At 64.3% G+C, this 23,085-nt stretch carries 19 protein-coding genes; 5 read left to right on the top strand and 14 right to left on the bottom strand.

What is annotated here, in order from left to right:
* Position 1: 1 nt before the first annotated feature.
* The 5 genes from EN851_RS18170 to EN851_RS18150 form a co-directional block, all read right to left on the bottom strand.
* Positions 2-898, bottom strand: a complete 897-nt coding sequence (locus EN851_RS18170) for a sugar ABC transporter permease (protein ID WP_135929745.1) — start codon at positions 896-898, stop codon at positions 2-4.
* Positions 899-1,036: 138 nt separating this feature from the next.
* Complete coding sequence (locus tag EN851_RS18165) at positions 1,037-2,284, bottom strand: sugar ABC transporter substrate-binding protein (RefSeq protein WP_135881639.1); 1,248 nt, start codon at positions 2,282-2,284, stop codon at positions 1,037-1,039.
* Positions 2,285-2,393: 109 nt separating this feature from the next.
* Positions 2,394-3,539 carry an ABC transporter ATP-binding protein gene (locus EN851_RS18160; protein WP_135881640.1) on the bottom strand — a complete coding sequence of 382 codons (1,146 nt, stop codon included), beginning with the start codon at positions 3,537-3,539 and terminating at the stop codon, positions 2,394-2,396.
* Positions 3,540-3,595: 56 nt separating this feature from the next.
* A complete protein-coding gene (locus EN851_RS18155; protein ID WP_135929744.1) occupies positions 3,596-4,579 on the bottom strand; it encodes a PfkB family carbohydrate kinase in 984 nt (327 codons plus the stop codon).
* Positions 4,580-4,582: 3 nt separating this feature from the next.
* A complete protein-coding gene (locus EN851_RS18150) occupies positions 4,583-5,383 on the bottom strand; it encodes a class I fructose-bisphosphate aldolase (protein ID WP_127275942.1) in 801 nt (266 codons plus the stop codon).
* 162 nt (positions 5,384-5,545) lie between these two features.
* Between EN851_RS18150 and EN851_RS18145 the strand changes: the two genes are divergently transcribed.
* The 3 genes from EN851_RS18145 (at position 5,546) to EN851_RS18135 (ending at position 8,690) form a co-directional block, all read left to right on the top strand.
* Positions 5,546-6,307: a DeoR/GlpR family DNA-binding transcription regulator gene (locus EN851_RS18145; protein ID WP_135881642.1), complete on the top strand. Its 762-nt coding sequence runs from the start codon at positions 5,546-5,548 to the stop codon at positions 6,305-6,307.
* Positions 6,308-6,572: 265 nt separating this feature from the next.
* Positions 6,573-7,721 carry a Gfo/Idh/MocA family oxidoreductase gene (locus EN851_RS18140; protein ID WP_135881643.1) on the top strand — a complete coding sequence of 383 codons (1,149 nt, stop codon included), beginning with the start codon at positions 6,573-6,575 and terminating at the stop codon, positions 7,719-7,721.
* Positions 7,722-7,739: 18 nt separating this feature from the next.
* The gene (locus tag EN851_RS18135; protein WP_135929743.1) at positions 7,740-8,690 is read left to right on the top strand and encodes an alpha/beta hydrolase; all 951 of its coding nucleotides are present in this window, start codon (positions 7,740-7,742) and stop codon (positions 8,688-8,690) included.
* Here the strand turns inward: EN851_RS18135 and EN851_RS18130 are convergent.
* Positions 8,678-9,712: a LacI family DNA-binding transcriptional regulator gene (locus tag EN851_RS18130; protein ID WP_135929742.1), complete on the bottom strand. Its 1,035-nt coding sequence runs from the start codon at positions 9,710-9,712 to the stop codon at positions 8,678-8,680. The two genes, EN851_RS18135 and EN851_RS18130, sit on opposite strands and share 13 nt — an antisense overlap.
* A 246-nt stretch (positions 9,713-9,958) precedes the next feature.
* Between EN851_RS18130 and EN851_RS18125 the strand changes: the two genes are divergently transcribed.
* Both EN851_RS18125 and EN851_RS18120 read left to right on the top strand, forming a co-directional pair.
* Positions 9,959-10,912, top strand: coding sequence for a sugar kinase (locus EN851_RS18125; protein WP_135929741.1), 954 nt, complete (start codon positions 9,959-9,961; stop codon positions 10,910-10,912).
* Positions 10,909-12,192: a D-tagatose-bisphosphate aldolase, class II, non-catalytic subunit gene (locus tag EN851_RS18120; protein ID WP_135929740.1), complete on the top strand. Its 1,284-nt coding sequence runs from the start codon at positions 10,909-10,911 to the stop codon at positions 12,190-12,192. Before EN851_RS18125 ends, EN851_RS18120 begins: the two co-directional genes overlap by 4 nt.
* Positions 12,193-12,201: 9 nt before the next feature.
* On the opposite strand, the gene EN851_RS18115 is transcribed toward EN851_RS18120, so the two are convergent.
* The 8 genes from EN851_RS18115 to EN851_RS18075 form a co-directional block, all read right to left on the bottom strand.
* A complete protein-coding gene (locus EN851_RS18115; protein WP_135929739.1) occupies positions 12,202-13,728 on the bottom strand; it encodes a zinc-binding dehydrogenase in 1,527 nt (508 codons plus the stop codon).
* Between the two features lie 9 nt (positions 13,729-13,737).
* Entirely contained in the window at positions 13,738-14,175 is a 438-nt protein-coding gene (locus EN851_RS18110) for an SRPBCC family protein (protein WP_135929738.1), read from the bottom strand.
* A gap of 255 nt (positions 14,176-14,430) precedes the next feature.
* On the bottom strand, positions 14,431-16,617 hold the full coding sequence (locus EN851_RS18100; RefSeq protein WP_135929737.1) for a flotillin family protein: 2,187 nt from the start codon (positions 16,615-16,617) through the stop codon (positions 14,431-14,433).
* Between the two features lie 89 nt (positions 16,618-16,706).
* Complete coding sequence (locus tag EN851_RS18095; protein ID WP_135929736.1) at positions 16,707-18,923, bottom strand: ABC transporter permease; 2,217 nt, start codon at positions 18,921-18,923, stop codon at positions 16,707-16,709.
* On the bottom strand, positions 18,916-19,713 hold the full coding sequence (locus EN851_RS18090; RefSeq protein WP_127870585.1) for an ABC transporter ATP-binding protein: 798 nt from the start codon (positions 19,711-19,713) through the stop codon (positions 18,916-18,918). The genes EN851_RS18095 and EN851_RS18090 overlap by 8 nt, the downstream gene beginning before the upstream one ends.
* A gap of 13 nt (positions 19,714-19,726) precedes the next feature.
* Positions 19,727-20,968: an ABC transporter substrate-binding protein gene (locus EN851_RS18085; RefSeq protein WP_245511736.1), complete on the bottom strand. Its 1,242-nt coding sequence runs from the start codon at positions 20,966-20,968 to the stop codon at positions 19,727-19,729.
* Between the two features lie 58 nt (positions 20,969-21,026).
* Entirely contained in the window at positions 21,027-22,055 is a 1,029-nt protein-coding gene (locus EN851_RS18080; protein WP_127870583.1) for a branched-chain amino acid ABC transporter permease, read from the bottom strand.
* Positions 22,052-23,053 (bottom strand): branched-chain amino acid ABC transporter permease, encoded by a 1,002-nt coding sequence (locus EN851_RS18075; RefSeq protein WP_167531366.1) that lies wholly within the window; start codon positions 23,051-23,053, stop codon positions 22,052-22,054. Before EN851_RS18075 ends, EN851_RS18080 begins: the two co-directional genes overlap by 4 nt.
* Between the last annotated feature and the right edge of the window lie 32 nt (positions 23,054-23,085).

Genomic DNA, 23,085 nt, shown 5'->3' with positions numbered 1-23,085 from the left:
ACTACCGAGCCTTCTGATAACGGATATAGAACAGCGTCAGGCCAAGCGAGATCAGCAGGATGACCACGGCGCTCGCCGACGCCTGTGACAGGTTGTAGCTCGAGAACGCCAGCTTGTAGGTGTAGGTGCTGAGGACCTCGGTCGCGTAGATCGGACCGCCGCCCGTGGTTATCCAGATCAACGGGAAGACCTGCATGGTCCAGATGAAATCGAGCAGCGAGATGCTGATGATGATCGGCATCAGCTGCGGGATGGTGATGAAGATCAGCTTCTGGTAGGCCTTCGCCCCATCGATATCGGCGGCCTCGTAGAAATCCTTGGGAATGCCTTGCAGGCCCGCGAGCAGGCTGACCATGAACAGCGGATAGCCCGCCCAGATGTTGGCGAAGGTGACGGCGTGCAGCGCGGTCTGCGGCGAGGAAAACCACTCGACCTTGGAACCGATGATGCCGATTTCCATCAGAATGCTATTCACGACGCCATTCGGCTCGAGCAGCAGGCGCCAGATCACGGCGATGATCACCGCGGTAAACAGCCAGGGCAAGATATAGAGCACGCGCAGAATGTTGCGCAGCGTCGGATTGATGCGGTCGCTGTTCAGCATGAGCGCGAAGACCATGCCGATGGTCATGTGGAAAATGACGCTCATGCAAGTGAAGTAGAGCGTATGCCATAGCGACGACCAGAACACCGGATCGTCGTAGATCGCCTGGTAGTGCTTCAGTCCGGCAAAGGATGGGTCACGGCGCAGCACGGCGCTGTTCTGGAACGAGTAGGCAATCACCGTCACCATCGGCAACAGCATCAGAAGGCCGATGATGATGAGCGAGGGCGACAGATAGAGGTAGGGTGCGACCGCTCGTTTCAGCTTGTGGTGGGAGCGCTTTTGCCGGGTCATGTGCCAACCTTGGGATACGCCTTCAAGAGAAGGTAAGCTTCAAAAACAGGTCCATCTCAAATTGCCGATCCGTTGTTGCCGGGTGGCCTGCCCGAAGTCAGGCCACCCGGTCGAAGATAGCAAACGGGAACAGGCCGATCAGAATTTCGCCATCCAGCCCTTCTGAGCGGCGGCTGCGGCTTGTTCCGGAGACTGTTCGCCGACGAGCATCTTCTGGGCTTGAACGTCGAACTGGGTCATCAGGTCTTCAGCCACCGGCAAGCCCGTGAACTCGTTGGCGAGATAACCGGTCTTGAAGATTTCGAAAGCCTTGCCGAAAGCCTTGTCCGAGGTCACGAAATCGGGCTTGGCTTTGACGTTGCCGGGGAAGGCGTTGGCAAGCGACACGAGCTTGGCGTTGACCTTTTCACTCATCAGATACTGGACGAGTTTCCAGGCCTCTTCCTGATGTTTCGAGGAAGCGGAGATGCCGATGCCCCAGGAGGCATAGGGAAGACCGCGCTTGCCGGTATAGTTTTCCACGACCGGGACCGGGATCAGGTCGAAGTTCAGCTTCGGATTGCGCTTGCGGATGAGGTTCACATGCGCGAGCGAGTCGATCATCATCCCGACGCGGTCGTTGACGAATTCCTCGACCTTTTCCTGCTCGGTCTTGGTGGCGATGCCGGGCGAGATGGTGCCGGCGTCATTGAGCGATTTGACGAAGGAGAGCATATCGACCACCGGCTTGCCCTCGAGGGCGGGCTTGCCGTCCGCCATCATCGATTGGCCCGAAGCCCAGACCCACGACATCAGATCGTTCTGGACCCCGCCGGGAGACTGCAGCGACAGCGGCAGCACCCAGCCATACTGGTTCTTGTCGGCATGGGTCATCTTCTTGGCGGCGTCGAGAAACTCCGCGCGGGTCGAGGGCAGCTTGGTCACGCCGGCCTGGGCGGCGAGATCCAGATTGACGAAGACCGGATAGACGAAGGAGGCGACCGGAAACATCACCGCCTTGCCGTCCACCTTGATGATATCGGCGACCTGGCCTTTGTCGAACTTGCTCGCATCCATCATCGGGTTCATGTCGGCGAGTGCGTTCTGGGCATTCAGATTGTTCACCCAGGCGCCATCGAGACCGACGACGTCGCTGAGCGTTCCGGTAGCGGCACCAACCGAGATCTGGTCTCGCGTGGTCGCGTACGGGCCGCTGACCAGCGTCACCTTTATGCCGGGGTTCGCGGCCTCGAAGTCATCCATGATTGACCTGAGCGAACCGGCCGGCAATTCGGGCTCCCACCATTGGGTGAATTCCAGCGTCGTGTCCGCCATGGCTCCGGTTGCGCCAAGCAACCATGCGGCCGCGGCTATTTTCAGCATCGCGGGTTTAATACGAAACGTCATTTTCTCCTCCTTCTTTGGGGATCGACCGCACAATGCGGACGATCGTCTGGTTACTCAGAAGCCTTCTTACGCAGGCGCCTCACCCTCGCCTGCGGGCCTTGCCGCGCTCTCAGATCGCCAAGTGCGTCTCGGGATCGAAGAAATGAAGCTTGGTATCATCCAGGGCCAAGCGGATTTCCGAGCCGGAGCGGACCGTGCTGGCCGGTTCGAATCTCGCCACCGCGTTCGACGCCAGGCCGAAATCCTGCACCGCGTCCGGGTCGCCGGAGTCCACCCGGACCGCATCGATGTTGAGATGGACGATGTGTTCGGATCCGAGTTCTTCGATCGAGGTCACCTTTGCCGGTATCGTCTGATATTTGCGGCCCGATTCGAGGTTGCTGTCATAGAGATCCTCGGGTCGGATCCCGAACACGACCTTGCGTCCCGCATAGGACCTCAAGCCCGGCCTGCGGACGAAGGCCTCATCCTGCAAAGGGATGGCCAAGGCGCCGGACGTCAGTTCGTCGCCCGTCAGGGTCGCCTCGAAAAGGTTCATCGAAGGAGACCCGATGAAGCCGGCAACGAAAGCGTTCACCGGCGATTCATAGAGCCTCTTGGGTGTGTCTACCTGCTGCAGCACGCCGCCTTTCAACACCGCGACCCTATCCCCCATCGTCATCGCTTCGGTCTGGTCGTGGGTCACGTATATGGTCGTGACGCCGAGCTGCTTTTGCAGGCTGGTGATTTCGGCGCGCATTTGCACGCGCAGTTTCGCGTCCAGATTGGAAAGGGGTTCGTCCATGAGAAAGGCGGCCGGCTCGCGCACCATGGCGCGGCCCATGGCAACCCGTTGACGCTGTCCGCCCGAAAGGTTCGCGGGTTTGCTTTCCAGCAGAGACGTCAGCTGAAGGGTTTTGGCGATCTCGTCGACGCGCTTCTTGCGCTCGGCCTTCGGCTTGCCGGCCAGCCGCATCGAAAAGGCGATGTTTTCGAACACCGTCATATGCGGGTAGAGCGCGTAGCTCTGGAAGACCATCGCGATGTCGCGGTCCTTAGGCGGCATGTCGACGACGTCGATACCGCCGATCCGAAGGCTGCCGCTGGTGACGTCCTCCAATCCCGCGATCATCCGCAACGCGGTGGATTTGCCGCAGCCGGATGGCCCGACGAGAATCAAGAACTCGCCGTCCTCGACCGACAGATTCAACTGGTCGATTGCGTGAAAATTGTTCCCGTACGTCTTGCAGATATTCTCAAGAACGACTTCTGCCATCTTCCTCCCTCCACAAGTCTAAGCCACTGATTTTTATAATTATCCTCGGCTTGAGTTCACCTGCGAGATATTTCCTCGGATCGTTCGGGCTCTGTTGCGGTATCGAGCCGCGCATGCTTCAGTTCGACTGCCGACGGCGCGTTCGTCGATGCCAGGAGTTCCGTAACCTGATCGTCGGTCGGAAGCGCCTCACGCCCGCCCCGCCCCGTTATCGAAAGAGCCGCAGCAGCGGCCGCGAATGCGACCCGGCCCGCGGTGTCGGCGCCGCGCGTCAATGCAAGGGCGTAGGCGCCATGAAAGCAGTCGCCGGCGCCGGTCGAGTCGACGACTTCAACCCGGTGCGGAGGCAGGTGCCACAGCCCGGCTTCGTCGCGTCCGCGATAGTAGACGCCCCTGCCGCCATCCGTCAGAACCACGGCGGACCGCGACGGCAACCACAATGCATCGAGTATCTCGGCCGGCGATCGGCGGCCCGTGGCGGTCCGCGCAAAGCCGAGGGGAAGAATGAGATGGTCGCAGAGCGCGATCAGCCTCTCGGTGGCTGGACCGCCGTTCCATTCGACGTCGCCGAGGATCGCAAGGCCGAGGTCGCGAGCCCGAGCCACGACATCCAGCGCCCCGATCGCATAACTATCGACGATCAGGACGGTCGCGCGGCTGAGGACCTCGTCCGGAAAGTTCGGTGCGGTGCCCAGCATCGCTTCGTCGTCATAGGCGATGAACCGGTCCCCATCCGAACCGACCGTGATCCGTGAGCGCACCGGGCGCGCATCGGCGTGGCGCGGCGCGAACGCGGTTTCAACGCCGCTCGCAACGAGATCGCACAGCACGGCGTCGTCCACGGCACTGCCAAGCCATCCGATGAACCCGGCGCTTCCGCCGAGCCGCGCGACGGCGGCAAGGGCCGTCGCGACATTTCCTCCGAAAGCCCGGGCACTTTGCAGAACCTTCCCCTTGCCCGCCGACAACGGCTGATCGACATAGACGATGTCGTCGATCGAGATCGCTCCGAAGCCGAGGATTGCAGGGACGGTGGGCATGGTTCAGGCACCCGCCTTCGCCAGGGCGTCCTGCGCCGAAAGGCCGTCATGGATGACGCCCCGGAAGGCAATGGCCGCCTTCTGCGGATCGCCATGCCCCCAGAGATTGCGGCCCACCACGGCACCGCGCGCGCCGGCACGGATGGCGTCCGCCGTCTGCTGAAGGGCGCCGAGCAGCGTATCGGTCTTCGGGCCGCCGGCGATGACAACCGGCACCGGGCAGGTCCGAACGGTCTCTCGAAACGACTCGAAATCGCCCGTGTAACCGATCTTGATCACGTCGACGCCGGACTCGTAGCCGATGCGCGCCGCATAGGCGATCTCGTCGGGGGTGAAGACGATCTTTGCCCCGTCGGTGAAATCGCGAGGGTAGATATGCGCCACCACCGGCATGCCGTAACGGGCCGCCGCGTTCACCGAGTCGGTCAGCCAGCGTATGTATTTGCCCTCGGTCGCGCCGCGCACCGGAATGGCCACGGCCAGCGCGTCGGCGCCAGCCCGCACCGCGTCCTCGGGCGTCGCAATCAGTTCGCTGATGCGATCGTCCGGGGTGAAGCAGCCGGCTTGGATCACCAGGGAAGCCTTGCCTGCGTATTGCGGCCACAGATGGCGCGCGGTGCCGGGCTGGATGCTGACGTAGTCGGGCTTACCTTCCATGACGCGAGCGAGCGCGCCCGGCAGGTCGGCAAGGCCGCCTTTGCGCACGTCGCCATAGCCGACGAAGTGGTCGACCGCGCCGCCAAAAAGGTTCCCCGATGGATGTGAGAAGAGGCGCGCAAGGCGCACCTTGGTTCCGAGACTCATGACTGCAAAATTCTCCAATCGGTTGATTTCAAAATCCCAAACGCAGTGTTTGCGAAAGAAATCACAAAATCAATCTTTCGAAAGCTTTCGAATTTGCGTATTTTGAGTGTGACGAACCGCGGCCATGGCGATCGCCTGGCGCGTGGAGGCAAGGACGGGGCAATGTTGTCAGAGCAGAGACGCCAAGCGATCCTGGGCGAGGTGCAACGCAGCGGACAGGTTCGCATCAAGGACCTGTCCGACGATTTCGGCGTGTCGGAAGTCACGGTGCGATCCGACCTCGAAATACTGGACCGCAAGGGACTGCTGACCAAGACCCGTGGCGGTGCGGTGACCCGGACCACCGATTCGACCTCGGCGGCGTTCGCGCGGCGCATGCAAACCAACATCGAGGCAAAGAAACGCATCGCCCGGGCGGCTGTGGAACTGTTCGAGGACAGCCAGTCGGTCATCTTCGACGGCGGCTCGACGTTGATGCAGGTTGCCATGCAGTTACCGCCGCTCAGCAATGTCGTGGTCGCGGCCACGGCGATGAATATCGTGCAGCATCTGATGCATCGGCCCGGGCTCGACGTTCACATGATCGGCGGCCGGGTCTATCCGGACACGGTGAGCACGCTGATCACCGATGCCGACACGGCTCTCGGCGGCTTGGTGGCGCATCAGGTCTTTGTCGGAGCGCATGCGATCGACTCCTCACTGGATGTGGTTGACGTGAATGAAGACATGGCGCGAACGAAGCGAAACCTCGTGCGCATGGGCCGGCGCGTGGTTCTGCTTGCGGATTCGAGCAAATGGGGCGTCAGCGGAACCTCCAAGGCTTTTTCGCTGTCGGGCGTCGATGTGGTGATCACCGACGATGGCCTGTCCGGCCCGATACGCAGCCAGCTCGATAGGACCGTGGCCAAGGTGATCTATGCCTGAAGCCGTTGCGATCCACGGCCGCGTGGCCGGGATTCAATGCGCGTCTGACGCACGAGATTCGGGTCGGCGCCCGGCCGATTTTTGCCTGTCATCTTCTCCTCCCAAGCGCCGGCAGCCTCCCGATATCGCGCCAGCATTTCCGCATGTTCTATAAAAATTTTACGCGCGTCAATATTTAAAATGCTGTATAGCGATTTCGAAAACGGTCCGGCAGCGTCGCGACGGATCGGGCAGACCGTGACCGCATTGGGAGGTACAACAGGAAATGCAGGCAAGCTCACCGGCCAAACTCGGCATCGGCGTCATCGGATGCGGCAACATATCGATGACCTATCTGCGCAACTCCGCGCTGTTTGGCGGGGTCGAGCTTCGTGCCTGCGCCGACATCTCGGCCGAAATGGCGGCGCTGCGAGCCAAGGAATATGGCATCCGTGCCCTTGGCGTCGATGCGCTGCTGGCCGATCCCGAGATCGACCTCGTCCTCAACCTGACCATTCCGGCGGCGCATTTCGACATTTCGATTTCAGCCCTGTCGGCGGGAAAGCATGTCTTCACCGAAAAGCCGCTGGCGACGTCGGCCAATGACGGGCGCCGCCTGGTGGCGGAGGCGGCGAAGCGCGGCGTGCTGCTCGGCTCGGCTCCCGACACCTTCCTTGGTGCGGCCGGCCGCCGGGCGCGCCGTCTGATGGATGAGGGCGCGATCGGCCGCCCGGTCTGCGGCACCGCCTTCATGATGGGACGCGGCATGGAACACTGGCATCCCAACCCGCAATTCTACTACCAGCCTGGCGGCGGCCCGGTGTTCGACATGGGGCCCTACTACCTGACCATGCTGGTCAACCTGCTCGGTCCGGTAGCGCGCGTTATGGCGATGGCGACGAAGGGCCAGGAGGAACGTTTGATGTCGGCCGAAGGGCCGTTCAAGAACACGACGTTCAAGGTCGGCACCCCGACCAATGTGCTGTCGCTGCTCGAATTCCGCTCCGGCGCCACCGTCACCTTCGGCGCATCGTGGGACGTCTTCAGGCATTCCAACCATCCGATCGAACTGCACGGCACGGAAGGCTCGCTGCGCCTGCCCGACCCGGACACGTTCGGCGGCACCGTCTCGCTGTCCGAACGCGGCGCGGAGTGGAAGGATTTCGCCAGCGAAGGCGAACTCTACGGCGCCCGCAACTGGCCTTACGCAGCGCCCGACCGCGGCAATTACCGCATGCTCGGCGTCGCCGATCTCGCACGTTCGCTGCAGACGGGAGCAGCGCCGCGCGCGTCCGGCAATCTGGCGCTGCATGTGCTGGAGATCATGGAAGCGATCCTGCGGTCGGGCGAGACGAAAAGCTCGGTCGCCATTGCCGGTGACGTCGTCCAGCCGGCCCTGCTCGGCGAAGACGAGGCGCGCGACCTGCTCGCCTGACCTCCAATGGAGATCACGATGACACTTGATCCGGATGCACAGCGTGCCCTCGAAATCGGCCGGGCCGCCGGCGGCGAGCCGTTCGAGAATGGCAGCGTGGCGGCGGCGCGGGCAGCTTATATCGCTTCGTTCCCAACCCAGCAGGGCGACCGCGAGCCGGTCGCGGCAACCGAGCAACGGCAGATCGACGGGCCGAACGGCCCGGTGACGATCCGCATCCATCGCGGTATCGGCGCGGCGCGGATGGGGGCGCGCGCCGTGCTCTATCTGCATGGCGGCGGCTGGGTCATCGGCAATCTCGATTCACATGACGAGATCTGCCGCTGGTTGGCCAATCTCGGCAACGCGGTCGTCATCTGTCCCGACTACCGGCTGGCGCCGGAGCACAAGTTTCCCGCCGGGCTCGAGGACTGCGCGGCAGCGCTGCGCTTCATGGCTGGGAATGCCGGAGACCTCGGCATCGATCCAATCCGCATTGCCGTCGCCGGCGACAGTGCCGGCGGCAACCTTGCCGCCGTTCTGGCGCTGCTTGCCCGCGACGGACTGGCGCCGCCGCTTGCCGCCCAGATTCTGATCTATCCCAACACCGATGCCCGCCAGATCGCGGACAGCTACCGGCGTTTCGGTGACGGCTTCGGGCTCACCGCCGCCACCATGGCCTGGTTCCGCGACCGCTATGTGCGAACGCCGGACGATATCGCGGACTGGCGCGTTTCGCCGCTGCTGGTCTCCAGCCTTGCCGGCGCGGCGCCGGCCTTCGTCGCGGTCGCCGGCCACGACATCCTTGCCGACGAAGGCACGGCCTATGCCGAGCGCCTGCGCGCCGACGGAGTGCCGCTGGTGTTGCGGCACTGGCCGGGTCAGATCCATGGCTTCGTCTCCATGGGCCGCCACATCCTGGCCGCGCGGCAAGCGGTGAGCGAGGCGGCGGCCTGGCTTCAGCTGCAGACGCGTGCTCAGGCCGACTGACGCATCACCAGGGTCGCGCCAAGCTTGACATTGCGCGCCAGATCATGGCCGGGCGGATCGGCCTCGTCCAGCAACGCCAGCAGGATCTCGACGCTGCGGCCGGCCATGGCGGCAAAGTCCTGCGCCATGGTGGTCAGCGCGGGACAGGTGTAGCGGCTCAGCGGATGATCATCGTGGGCGGCGACGCGAAAATCGCAATCGGCGCGGCGGCCGATCTTCAGCCCGCGCGAAAAGGCGGCCGACATCACGCCGAAGGCGAGACGGTCATTGGCGCAGAGCAGCGTGCGGGCCGGCAGGCCGCCTTTCTCGAGCGTCCTGTCCATCCATTCGTGGCCGATGCGCTCGAAGTCCCAGCTGTAGTCGCCCGCCGCCTTGAGAACGGTGGGCTCCAGACCCGCGGCCTGCATCGTGTCGACATAGCTCTGCAGACGTTCGCCCGAATTGTGGTTGACATGCGGAATGTCGACATAGACCGGCGGTTCGCCGGACCGGCAGAGATAATCGACGATCGTCGAGGTGCTCTGGTGATTGTCATTGCCGACGAACGGCGTGTCGCCTTCGATGTAAGTGTCGAAATAGACGATCGGGATGTCCTCGCTCATCCGCTCGAAGACGCCGGGTTCGGAGACCCGTCCCAAAGGAGCGACGATGGCGCCGGCAACCTTCAGCGACATCAGCGTCCTGACCGATTCCGCCTCCAGCTTCGGCGAACCGTGCGAGGAAATGACGATCGGCCAAAACCCTTCGTCGCGGCAGCGCAGTTCGATGCGGCTGACCATCTCGGCGTAGAACGGATCGGTGATCGTCGGCACGACGATGCCGACATTGCGGGTGCGCTTGCGGTTGAGATTGCGGGCGAAAACATTCGGCTGATAGTCCGAGGAACGAAGTGCGGCCTCGATGCGCGCCCGTGTCGCCGGCTTCACGCTGGCCGGATCGTCGAAATACTTCGACAGGGTCGGCCGCGACACGCCGGACGCCCTGGCGAAATCATCCATCGTCCGGTGGGTCTTCTCCGCCATCTATATTTAGCCCTTTACCTCAAAGCCGCCCTTCGCGCTCTGGCCAGAATCAGCCTTGCGACCGTCGCGATGAGGCAGCATTGCTTGACCGAACTTATTCAGTCAAATTTCCACGTTTCCAGTACAACGCAAAAGTATTGCGCACGTCAAATTATTTATTGACGCTCTGAAAACAACAACTTAGGTTTTGAACTCGCACGGACATGGGGAGCGTACGGCAACCAGAGTCCGGCAGATGGTGAGGACATGAAGAAACTGGTTTGCGCCGGCGAGATCCTGGTCGAGATCATGGCCGAGCGGCTCGGCCAGAGTTTTCGCGCCGCCGGCCCGCTGGTCGGCCCGTTTCCGTCAGGCGCTCCCGCCATCTTCATCGACCAGGCGGCGCGGCTCGGTCAGCCGGCGGGGCTGATCGCGGCAGTGGGCGACGACGATTTCGGCCATTTGAACATAGAGCGCCTGCGCGCCGACGGCGCCGACATCTCGGCCATCACCGTCCATCGAGGTGCCGCGACCGGAACCGCCTTCGTCACCTATGAGACCGATGGCAGCCGGCACTTCGTCTACAACATCAAACAGAGTGCCGCCGGACTGATCGAGATCGGTGCGGAAGCGCGCGCGCTGCTCTCTGGCGCCGACCATTTTCACGTCATGGGAACATCGCTGTTCTCGCCCGAGGTGATCGAGGTTGTCCGCGACGGGATCGAAGCCGTCAAGACGCGCGCCGGAACGGTTTCCTTCGACCCCAACATCCGCAAGGAGATGCTCGATCTGCCGGGCATGCGCGACGCCTTGCATTTCGTGCTCTCCAAGACCGATGTTTTTCTGCCGAGCGGGCCGGAACTCTTCACCTTCGCCGAGGCAACCGACGAGGAGAGCGCGGCGCGCGAAATGCTGGACCGCGGCATCTCCGCCGTGGTCGTCAAGAAGGGCGCGCAGGGCGCCGTTCACTACGACCGGTCGGGGCGCATCGCTTCCCCCGGCTTCGTCGTCGAGGAAATCGACCCGACCGGCGCCGGAGACTGTTTCGCGGCGGCCTTCGTCTCCTTCTGGCTGCGTGGAGAAGCACCTGGGCGGGCGCTCGAGATCGCCAATGGCTGCGGCGCGCTGGCGGTGACGAAGAAGGGTCCGATGGAAGGCATCGCCTCGCTGGCCGCGGTCGAGGCGTTCGTCGCGACCGCCAGGACCGGAGCACCGGGATGAGCCAGGCGACCGACAGGCTGGCCGCCATAGCAAAGCGTCGTGCGGCCGGCGAACGCGCCGGCATCGCCTCGATCTGCTCGGCCCATCCGCTGGTCATCGAAGCGGCGTTGCGCCACGGCAGGGCACGCGGCGCCGACGTGCTGATCGAGGCGACCTGCAACCAGGTCAACCACGAAGGCGGCTATACCGGCATGACGCCGGGCGATTTCCGCCGCTTCGTCGAGGCCATCGCCGGCAAGGCCGGATTTCCCCTGGACAGGCTAGTGCTCGGTGGCGACCATCTCGGCCCCAATCCCTGGAAGCACCTGCCGGCGCCCGAGGCCATGGAAAAGGCATCGCGCATGGTGGACGCCTATGCCGAGGCCGGCTTCACCAAGATCCATCTGGATGCCAGCATGGGCTGTGCCGGCGAAGGCGCCGCACCACCCGACGCGACGATCGCCGCGCGCGCCGCCGAGTTGGCCGAGGTGGCGGAAGCCGCGGTTGAACGAACGGGCGGCGCCAAGCCTGTCTATGTCATCGGCACGGAAGTGCCGGTGCCGGGCGGTGCCCTGGAAGCGATGGACCATCTGGCGGTGACGACGCCGGAGGCGACACGCGAGACGGTACGCATCCACCAGCAGGCCTTCCACCAGCGTGGCCTCGACGCAGCCTTCTCGCGGGCGATCGGTGTCGTCGTCCAGCCCGGCGTCGAATTCGGCAACGCCGAGGTCATCGCCTACCAGCCCGAACGCGCCCGGGCGCTGGCCGTCACGCTGCGGGACCTGCCGCCATTCGTCTTCGAGGCGCATTCGACCGACTACCAGGCCACCGCGGCGCTGACGGCACTTGTCGACGATGGCTTCGCCATCCTGAAAGTCGGACCTTGGCTAACCTTCGCACTGCGCGAAGCGCTCTACGGTTTGAGCCACATCGCCGACATTCTTGCTCCCGACCCGGCTCGGGAAAGCCTGCCGGCGGCCATGGAACGCGTCATGCTGGCGGCGCCCAGCAACTGGAAGAATTACTATCACGGCAGCGAGGCCGAGCGGCGGATCGAGCGGCATTTCTCCTACAGCGACCGTATCCGCTACTACTGGCCGGCGCAGACGGCGCAGCAGGCAGTGGACGCGCTGATGCAGGCGCTGGGCGAGCGCGACATCCCCTCGCCGCTGATCAGCCAGTATCTCGGCCGCCTCGACGGCGCGGTGGCGAGCGGATCCGTCGCCCCAAAAGCCAGGGAACTCCTGATCGCAGCCGTGACGGATGTTCTCGACATCTACGCCAGCGCAGCCGGCTGATCCCGACAGTCATGCCCGTGGCACCAGAACCAGGGCACCCGTCGTGCGACGATCCTCCAGATCGCGATGCGCGCGAGCGGCATCGGCAAGATCGTAGTGCGTCGGCGCCTCGACCCTGATCACACCCTGGCGCAGCGCCTGAAAAAACCTGGTGACGTGCGGCGCGAGCTTTTCCGGCGTGTCGGTGTAGTGGGCATAGTTGGGGCGTGAAACGGTGATCGATTTCGAGGCGAAGCGGCCGATGTCCCAATTGCCGACCGGCCCCGAAGCCTGACCGAAACTGACGAGATGGCCGCGCACGGCAAGGGCCGCCAGCGAACCGGCGAACGTGTCGTTGCCGACCGCGTCATAGGCGACATCCGCGCCCCTGCCACCAGTCAGCCGCATGACCGCCTCGGCGAAATTATCGCGGGAATAGACGACTACGTGGTGGGCGCCGAGCCGCTCGACGATCCGCGCCTTGTCGTCGCTCGAGACGGTGGCGATGACGGTCGCGCCGAGATGGCGCGCCCACTGCACCAGCAACTGGCCGATGCCGCCTGCCGCCGCATGGATGAGCACAATGTCCCCCGTCTTCACGGCATGAACATCGTGCAACAGGAAACTCGCGGCGACGCCCTTGAGCAGGCCGGCAGCCGCGGTCTCATCCGAAATATCGTCGGAAAGACGAACCAGCAGTTCGGGCGCCATGTTGCGCCGCTCGCTGTAGGCGCCGACCGGCGGACAGGCATAGGCGACCCGGTCGCCGATTGAGAAACCCGATACCGCCGGACCAACCGCCTCGATGATGCCGGCGGCTTCCATGCCCGGGACGCCGGGTGGTTGCAGCAGGTCGAAGAATCCCGTGCGGCAGTAGACGTCGATGAAATTGACACCAATCACCGTGTGACGGATCCGCACCTCGTCCGGCGCGGGCGGAGGCAAGGCGATGTCCCTGAGCTGCAACTCCTCCGGTCCGCCATAGCGCTCGACGACGATCGCGCGGGTCGTTTCGGCCTGGCTCGCGGCAGCCCTTGAAGCAACGAGCGGCGCGCTTGCGGATGAGGTCGGCGCGACGATCGCTGGCGATGATCGCGCCTCCGCCGGCGCGCCGGGGTTTCGCCGCCGCAGAAGGGCGCGCACGGCGGCGAAGCCGGCCTGATAAATGCCTTCGGTGACCAGCTTGACCAGTTCTTCGCGGCGATGCGCCGGCGGGTTGAACTCGGAGCGCCATTCCCAGAAGGTGGCGTCGGTGTCGGTCACCGGCTTCAGCCGCAGCGAGGCGACATAGCCCATCAGCGGCAGCGGCGCTTCGAGCAGGCAGTAACTCAGCCGCCGGTCCTTGTCGGACAGCGCCAGCAATTGCTCGCGCAATTCGCCGCCGTCGTTCAGCCTGAAATGGCGCACCGAGCCGACGGCGTCGATCGGCTCGCCGCCTTCGATCTCGCTGAAGGCGATCGCCGGGTGCCAGCGATCATGGCCATTGAAATCGCGCAGGATCGCCCAGACCTCGTCGATCGGTGCATCGATGATCGTGCTCTGGCAAACCCTGACCATCGGCCGGCGTCAGCGCCCGAACCGGTGCTTTAACGCGGTCAACGCGATCTGGAACACGCCATTGCCGATCTGTTGCATGAGTGCCGCCTCGCGATCGGCGGCGCAGTCGAACTCCGCCTGCCATTCGGCGAGCGTCAGATTGCCGTCGGTGATCGGCGTCAGCGATAGCGTGGCGACATAGTTCTCCACCGCCATCGGGCTTTCCAGAATCGCATAGCTGCAGGACAGGTCGTAATCCGACAGCGCCAGCAGCCTTTCACGGATGCGACCGCCGTCCTTGAGCGTGAAATTCCTGATGCAGCCAATCTGGTCGGCCTGCGCATTCTGTTCGATGCGGCTTTCGGCGACGAACGGCGCCCAGTTTGGCAATGCGTTGAAGTTGCGAACGAGCTTCCACACCTCCGCCGCCGGTGCGGGAATGACCGAGGAGACATAGACTTTGGTCATGCTTGCGAGCCGAGGATGGGATGACGGAGGCCGCGCTTGAGTGTACCTCCCCAGTTGACGTCAGCGCCGCCCCTCATTGTCCTGCCGGACATTTCTCTCAGTATAGTGACGGGGAGAAAGGGGCTGGCCGCAACCTCGGCGCCCACCTTGCAACGCTGGCTGCTGGCGCAACCGTCGATGACGGCGCCCCTCTCCCCGTCACTATACGGGGAGAGGATGCCGGCAGGCAGGTGAGGGGCAGCGCAGACGTTCCCGTCAATGATCGCGGTCGTCATCGTCGTCCTTGGCGGCCTTGCCCTTGCCCTTCTTGTCGCGGGTCAGGCTGGAAATGTCCTTGGCGTCGCGCAGCACGTCGGTCATGCGGCCGAGCGAGCCGCCCTCGATGCCGATTTCCTTCATCAGATTGTCGATCATCGGCGCCTGCACCCGATAACGCAGCGCGGAGTCGATGACCTCGTCGGTGACGTTGCGGTTACCGCCCTGCCCGCCATTGATGCCATCGACATGCAGGATCTTGATGCCCTCGATCTTCTCCATCGGCTTGACGCTTTCGCGGATGATGCCTTCCATGTGGTCGAGCAGCTTGCCGCGCAGGCGGCCGGCGCGTGCCTCGCTGGACAACAGGTTCTCGGCCTCATTGAGCTGGCGGTTGCCGGCGGCGTCGACTTCGTAACGCTGTGCCGCGGCAAGGGCATGGATCTTCTCCGCTTCGGCCGATGCCAGCGCCGCGATCTTCTGCGCTTCCGCCAGACTCTTGGCCGCCTTCATCTCGGCGTCGGCAGCGGATGTGACGCGCAGCGCCTCGCGCTCGGCCTCGCGCTGCGCGCCGATCAGGTCGGTCAGCTTGCGGCGCTCGGCGATTTCGCGTTCGCGGGCAGTGAAGGCCTGTTCCTCGGCCTGGATGGCCTTGGCGCGCACGGCTTCGGACGCCGCGATTGCGGAAGAACGCTCCTGCGTCTTCTTGGCGATGTCGATCGCCTTCTGGATTTCGGCGATTTCGATCTTCTGGTCGCGGTCGACGCCAAGCTGGCGGATGTCGCGTTCCTTGATCAGCCGCGCTTCCTCGATGCCGCGCTCGGTGGTGATGCGGGCCCGTTCGACCTCCTCGCCGGCCGAAATCTCGGCCTCCTCGAAGGCCTGCCGCTTGGCGATCTGAAGCGCTTCGAGATGCCGCTCCCTGGCGATCCGCACCTCATCGACCGCACGCTCTTGCGCGATGCGCGCGGTCTCGGTCGCCTGGTTCTCGGAAATTTCGGCGCGGCGCTTCTCAGCTTCCGCCTTCGTCACCTCGAGCGCCTTTTCGGCGAGTGCGATCTGCCGCTCCAGTTCGGCCACTTCGAGCAATTTCTTGCGCTGGATTTCGAGTTCACGCTGCGCGCCTTCGCGTTCGATGCGGGCTTTCTCCAGCGACAGTTCGAGTGCGATCTGCTCGCGCTCGGTCAGTTCGCGCATCTTCATCTCGGTCTCGTCGAGCGAGCGGCGGCGGGCGATCTCACGGCGCTGCGTCTCTTCCTCGCTGTTGATGCGCTCCTGCGTGATGTTGCGCTCCTGGTTGAGGCGCGATTTCTCGACCGCCTCGCGCGAGGAAAGCTGCGCCTGTTCGGACTCCTGGTCGCGCAATGCGCGCTCTATGGCGAGTTCGGAACGCTGCGCGGCGCGGCGGATCTCGACCTCGCGCTCCTGTTCGAGGCGCGCATATTCGGTGTCGCGGTCGATCTCCAGCACCTTGCGCTGGGTGTCGAGGTTCTGGTTGCGGATATCGACCAGCGTGCGTTGCTCGATCTCGTTGCGCATGCGGCGCCGGGTCTCGATCGATTCGGTCAGTTGCGTCAGGCCCTCGGCGTCGAAGGCGTTGGACGGGTCGAAATATTCAAGACTGGTCTGGTCGAGATCGACGATGGCGACGCTTTCGAGCTCGAGCCCGTTGGCGGCGAGCGACTCCTCCGCCAACCGGCGCACCTTGGCGGCGTAGTCGCCGCGCAGTTCATGCATTTCTTCCAGCGTCATCTGGGCGGCGACGGTGCGCAGCGCGCCGGCGAATTTGCCTTCCAGCAATTCGCGCAGGCTGTCGGGCTGCAGCGTGCGGCGGCCGAGCGTCTGCGCGGCGGCGGCCACCAGTTCGCGGTGCGCGCCGACGCGGACGAAGAACTCAGCGATCAGGTCGACGCGCATGCGGTTGCGGGTGATCAGCGCCAGCGCGTCCTCGCGGCGCACCTCGATGCGCAGCACGTTCATGTTGACCGGGGTGATCTCATGCAGCACCGGAATGACGAAAGCGCCGCCATTCACGACCACCTTCTCGCCCATGAAGCCGGTGCGCACGAACGCCGTCTCCTTCGTCGAGCGGCGATAGAGCCAGCGCAAGATGTAGACGGCGATCACGACGACGATCGCCGCAATGATCAGCAACAACAGGAAAGCGCCAAAGGCCTGCGCGTCCATGATCTATCCTCCCCAAGACAATGCGGTCGGCGCGAGGCGACCGGCGGTATTTTCAAACATCCACCCGTATGGTGGCGAAGTCCAATTCTTCATGCCCGCCTCTGCAGCTTCGGCGTGATGGCGTGGAACGCGGAAATCACCGCGTCGACAAAGGCAGGGTCATTGATGTTGGCCCGCACCCGCTCGACGTTACGCTGCGGTGTCTTGCGAACGGTCCTCTCGATCGCTTCGAACAAAGCGTTGTCAGCCTCGGGATCATGAAAGGGCTGGCCGGGCGCATCGAGCATGGAAACGCCGCCCTCGGGCAGCAAGAACCGCACCGGGCCGTTCATGGCGTTGAGCCGCGCGCCGATCCATTCGCCGAAGGCGCGGTTCTCGTCGCGCGTCGTGCGCATCAGTGTGACGTTAGGATTGTGGATGACGAATTTGCGGCTGCGGAATTTCTCCGGCACGCTGTCGCGCGGGCCGAAATTGACCATGTCGAGCGCGCCGGTCGAGCCGACATAGGGCAGTCCGGTGCGGATCGCCGCGCCAAAACGATCCTGCGTCGCCGGAAAGACGCCGCCGACAATCATGTCGGCCACTTCCGTCGTGGTGAGATCCAAGAATGCCGACAGCAGCCGGGAATCGCCGAGGTTTTCCATCGCCCGCCCGCCAATGCCGGTGGCGTGGAAGACGAGGCAGTCATAGTCGGCTTCGATACGTCTGGTCACCGCCTGCACGGCAGGCGTGGTGACGCCGAACATGGTGATGCCGACGGCCGGCCGCGCCAGCTTGCGCTTGGCTTCCCAGGCCTCGGCATTGGGCAATTGCGCGACCATGCCGGCCATGGCGTGCGCGGCATTGGAGAGCACCTGTTCGGTAATCGAGTTCAGCCCTTGCACATCGGCCACGGAATGGAACATCATGATGTCGGCGCCGCCGACATATTGGGCGACATCGCCGGCCGCCACCGTCGACACCATCAGCTTGGGAATGCCGACAGGCAGCACGCGCATGCCTGCGGTGGCCAGCGTGGTGCCGCCGGAGCCGCCGGCGGAAATCACGCCGCCGATGCGCGGCTCGCGCTCGATCCAGCGCGCGAAGGCTTCAGCCATGGCGCTTACCGAACCGCCGCGGTCATTGGTGAAGACGGCCGAGGATCCGCGCGCATGCATGCCGGCGACCTGCATGGCCGGAACGTCGGCGCTGGTCGGCTTTCCCGATGTCGACAAGTCGACGGTGCGGACTGGCAGGCCCAGCGCCTTCAGCCGGTCGGCCATGAAGCGCAATTCCTTGCCCTTGGTATCGAAGGTGCCGACAACCAGCACGGTCCTGCCGATGCGCTCGGCAAAGGGGATGGCGAAGATTTTTTTCGGATCGTCCTGCGGGGCGGTTTTGTCGACCGCCGCCTGGCGCAATTCGGTGACCGGGACGTTCCAGCGGTTGGGCAGTTCGACGACCGGTCGGTAGACGCCGTCTTGAGGCATCGGCTCGCCCGATGCGGTGCCGGTACGGTCGACGCGATAGACTTCCGCCAGTTGCTCCCTGGCCTGCGCGGCTTCGGCCAGCGTGACGGGCGCTTCCTCGGCGTGGCGGCCGACGCCAAGCAGCCGCTGCTGCAGTTCGCGGTCGGCGGCCAGCGCCTTGGCGTCCATCAGCCGGTTGATGCGGCCGTTGACCATGATGGCGACCTGGTTCGACACCGAGGTCGCCACGCCGATGTTCTGCTCGATGACCAGCACCGCCATCTCGCCCTCGGCGGCGAGATCGACCAGCATTTTTTCGACCTGGTCAACGATGACCGGCGCCAGCCCTTCGGTCGGCTCGTCCATCACCAACAGCTTGGGATCGCTGAGCAGCGCACGCGAAATCGCCAGCATCTGCTGCTCGCCGCCCGAAAGCTGCGAGCCGCCATTTGTCCGGCGTTCGGCCAGACGCGGAAAGGTCTGGTAGACCCGTTCGACCGTCCAGGAGGCGTCGCGCCTGTTGCCGGCCGCGAGGCGCAGATGCTCGTCGACCGTCAGGCTCGGCCAGACGCGGCGGCCTTGCGGCACATAGCCGACGCCGAGACGGTGAATCTCGTGCGGCTCAAGCGAGGTGATTTCGCGGCCGTCGAGGCGGATCGAGCCGGACTTCGCGCGCTTCAGGCCGACAATGGTGTTGCAGAGCGTCGACTTGCCCATGCCGTTGCGGCCGACCACCGACAGCACGCCGCTTTCCAGCGTCAGCGAAACGCCCTGCAAGGCATGGCTTTCGCCATAAAAGACCTGGAGGTCTTCTATGCGCAGCATTGCCTTGGCGGTCTTCCCGGCACGCTCAGCCATGCTTGCCCCCGAGATAGATCTCCTGGACTTCCGGGTCGGCTTCGATCTCCTGCGGCGTGCCTTCCTTGAACAGGCGGCCATTGTGCATCATCGAGACATATTCCGAGACGCGCAGCGCGACGTCGAGATCGTGCTCGATGATGATGTAGCCGATATGCCTGGGCAGTGCGTTGAGGATGGCGACGAGGTCGCGGCGCTCGGTAGGCGACAGGCCAGCCGCCGGCTCGTCGAAGAGGATGAAGCGCGGCGCACCAGCCAGCGCCAGGGCGATCTCCAGCTGGCGCTGCTGGCCATGGCTCAGCGTCGCCACCAGCGTGTCGCGATAGGTTTCCAGATGCACGGCGTTGAGGATCGATTCCGCCTGCACCATGTTGACGTCCGACGCGGCCGGCCGCAGCAGCGAGAAGCGCCGCCTCGAGACGCCGCGACAGGCAAGGAAGATGGAATCGAGAACCGACAGGCCCTTGAACAATTGCGATATCTGATAGGTGCGCCGCAGGCCGCGCCGGATGCGCTCATGCGGCGGCAGGTCGGTGATGTCCTCGCCGAAGAAGCGTATGCGCCCTGACGTCGGCATGAAGTCGCCGGTCACGGCGTTGAACAGCGTGGTCTTGCCGGCGCCGTTGGAGCCGAGGACCGCGCGCCGTTCTCCGGCCGCGATCCTCATGGTGATGCCCGAGAGCGCCACCAGCGCCCCGAAATGCCGCGCCACGCCATCGAGCTCCAGCGCATAGGCACCGGTGCTCTGGAGGCGGTTTGCTGCGAGGCTTTCGGTCACTGGCGGCTGCATTCGATATTGGCTGTTACGGGCAGCTCGGATTGTCGCGGTTGACCGCGCCGAGCTTCATGAACTCGTCTTCGGGAATGCCGAGCGTCTGGTTGACCTGCGGCACGACCTTGACCAGCTTGTTGAGGAGATTGCCGTCGGCACCTTCGGTGACCTCGGTCAGGAAGATGTCGGCGATGGCGTTGCGGTTCTTGTCGAGCGACACCTTGCCGGTCGGCGTGTCGAAGGAGAGCTTCGACAGCGCGTCGCGCAGCTTCTTGCCGCCGTCGGAGACATCGCCGCCGACCTGGTCGAGGCCGAGCAATGTCGCCTTCATGTCGACATAGTAGCCATGGGCGAAGAGCGAGGGCGACGGAAAGGCGCCAGGCTGCTTCTTGTAGGCCTCGACGAACGCCTTCCACGCCGGCGCGTCATTGGTGTCGGCGGTCGGTCCGGCCGATGGCGTGCCCTTGAGCACGTCCTTCAGCTTGCCCTTCGAAGTCAGCACCGTCTGGTCGACGGTGATCGAACCGCCGATCAGCGGCGCGGTGCCGCCGCCCTGCTGGTACTGGGTCAGGAAGTTGACGGCGTCGGCGCCGCCGAGCGCGACATAGATCGCATCGACGTCCTCGGGAATGGCTGCGATGACCGACGAAAAATCCTTGTTGCCGATCGGCACCCACGACTTCGACGGCACATGGCCGCCGGCCTTGCAGAACTCGGCCATGAAGCCGAACACCTGCGTGTAGGGGAAGGAATAGTCCTCGGCGACGGTGGCGACCTTCTTGTAGCCCTTGTCCTTGAAGGCATAGGTGCCAAGGCCGGCCATCCACTGCGCGCCGTCGGTGGAGAAACGGAAGAAGTTTTCCGCCGGATTGCGCAAAGTGGTGTCCTGCGCGGCCGACGTACCGTTTATGAAGGTCACGTTCGGCTGCGTCTTGGCGTAGTCCTTGACGGCGATGCCTTCGTCGCCCGAAAGCGGGCCGACCAGCACCTTGACGCCGTCCTGCTCAACCAGCTTGCGCGCCGCGCGCACCGCGCTGTCGGGCGAGGCGTCGGACGAGCCCTTGACGATCTCGATCTTCTTGCCGGCGACCATGCCCTTCATCTCTTCGACCGCGGTCATGGCGCCGCGTTCGCCGTCCTCGCCAAGCACCGTGAACGGTCCCTCGAAGGTGGCGAGCAGGCCGATCTTGACGGTGTCGTCGGCGGCCAGCGCCATCGACGGCGCGGTCAGCCCGGTGAACACCGCGAGCGCCAGTAAGGTACGTCTATGCATCCTCATGTTTTTTCCTCCCGTTGATTTCGTTTTGCAGTGGTTCATTCCATCCCGGTCGCTAGGCGCCGGAACGCAAGGACTCCTGGGCAAGATGTGGCTTGATCCTCCCCCACAACCCAAGAATTCCGTCCGGTGAGACGAAGACGATCACCAGGAACACAAGGCCGATCAGCGTGTTGAACCGCTCAGCGCCGACGATGTCGATGGCGAAGGTCTGCATCAGGACGACGACGAGCGCGCCGAGGAACGGCCCGATCGGATGGCGCAGGCCGCCGATGACGGCGATGATCAGCACATCGATCGCGGCATCAACGCCGATAGTGCCGGGCGAGACGCGGCCGTTGAACCAGACCAGCAGCACGCCCGCCAGACCGGCAATGACGCCGGAAAGCAGCCAGGCGAAGACCTTGTGCGCGGTGACATGGTAGCCAAGCGCGCGCATGCGGCGCGGATTGTCGCGGATCGCCTGCAAGGTCATGCCGAAGGTCGAGCGTGATCCGTAGAGCACCGCCGCGTAGCACAGCGCCGCCAGGCCGAGGCAAAGGTAATAGAAGGGCCTGGCGTCGCGCCAGCCGATGCCCCAGAAGGCCGGCGCGCGGATGCCGGCATAGCCGGAATGGCCGTTGAAGATGGCGTAGTTCTGCTGGGCGAAATAGTAGGTCGCGGTGGCGATCGCCAGCGTGATCATGATCGTGTAGATGCCCTCGGTGCGCACCGAGATCCAGCCGATCAGCGCCGATGCCAGCGCCGCCGCGAGCACGGCGAATGGCACCGCCAACCACCACGGCCAGCCGAAACCGAGGATATTGGAATTGTTGTTGCCGAGGATGGCGATGGCATAGGCCGATATGCCGGCAACGGTGATCTGCGCCAGGCTGACCATGCCGCCATAGCCGGCGAGCAGCATCAGCGACAGGCCGAGCATGCCGAAGATCAGCGAATAGCCGCCGATCTGCGTCAGAAAGAAATCGGACGCGACCAATGGATAAAGTACCAGTGCGACGGCAAGGATGATGTTGCCGGCGCCAAGCTTCTCCAGCCAGTCCCGCTGTGTGGTGGTGCTGTCGGTGGCGATGGCGAGGCTCATCTTGCCTTCCCCATGATGCCTTGCGGCCTGACCGCCAGCGTCACCACCATGATGACGAAGGTGAGCACGATGCCATAGGTCGGGAAATAAACGAGGCCGATCTGTTCGGCCAGCCCGATCAGCAGCGCGCCGATGGCCGCGCCAGTGATCGAGCCCATGCCGCCCACGATGACCACGACCAGCGATGCCAGGAGGTAGCGAACGTCCTCGCCGGGCGCGACCGACAGTGCCGACCCTCCGACGACGCCGGCAAAACCGGCAAGACCTGCGCCAACCGCGAAGACGATGGCGAACACCGCGTGCACGTTGACGCCGGAGGCCTGCAGCATGGCGCGGTCGTCGACGCCGGCGCGGATCATCATGCCGACGCGGGTCTTGTGCAGCATCAGCCAGAGGCCGACGCCGATGACGATCGCCGCCGCCAGCACGACGACGCGGTAGAGCGGATAGGTGAGGAAGACCGAGGCGCCGTTGGAACGCACCGCCGTGATGACAGGCAAGGTCAAGGCGCCGTCGAGCCATTCCGGCGTCGTGATCTGGTAAGTGCCGCCGGCCCACACCGCCAGCATCAGGTCGGCGGCGACGATCGAAATGCCGATCGACACCAGGGTCTGCCGCAGGTCGTCGCCTTCGAGGCGACGGAAGACGAAGACCTGCATGACGACGCCGACGATGGCCAGCACCGCGAAGCCGGCGGCGACGCCGAGCAGCCAGTAGCCGGTGCGGTTGGTGACCTCGTAGCCGATATAGGCGCCGAGCAGATAGAGCGAGCCATGTGCGAGATTGACGTTGCGCATCAGGCCGAAGATCAGAGTGAAGCCCGAGGCGACGAGGAAATAGAGGCCGGCCAGCGTAATGCCGTTGAGGATGGCGCTGACGAAAGCCTTCTTCGAGATCAGGATGGCGTTCAGCCAATCGGGCCAGACGGCAAAGACCAGCCATGCGATGACAGCGGCGGCGAGCAGGCCAACAAGGCCCCACGCTTGCCCGCGCGTCATGCCATCGCGCGAGGACAGCCCGGACGACGAGG

Origin of the sequence: Mesorhizobium sp. M8A.F.Ca.ET.208.01.1.1, assembly GCF_004791315.1 — a bacterium.
Taxonomy (GTDB): Bacteria; Pseudomonadota; Alphaproteobacteria; order Rhizobiales; family Rhizobiaceae; genus Mesorhizobium.
The sequence above is the reverse complement of the archived record's forward strand: the minus strand, read 5'-3'. Positions and strand labels throughout refer to the sequence as shown.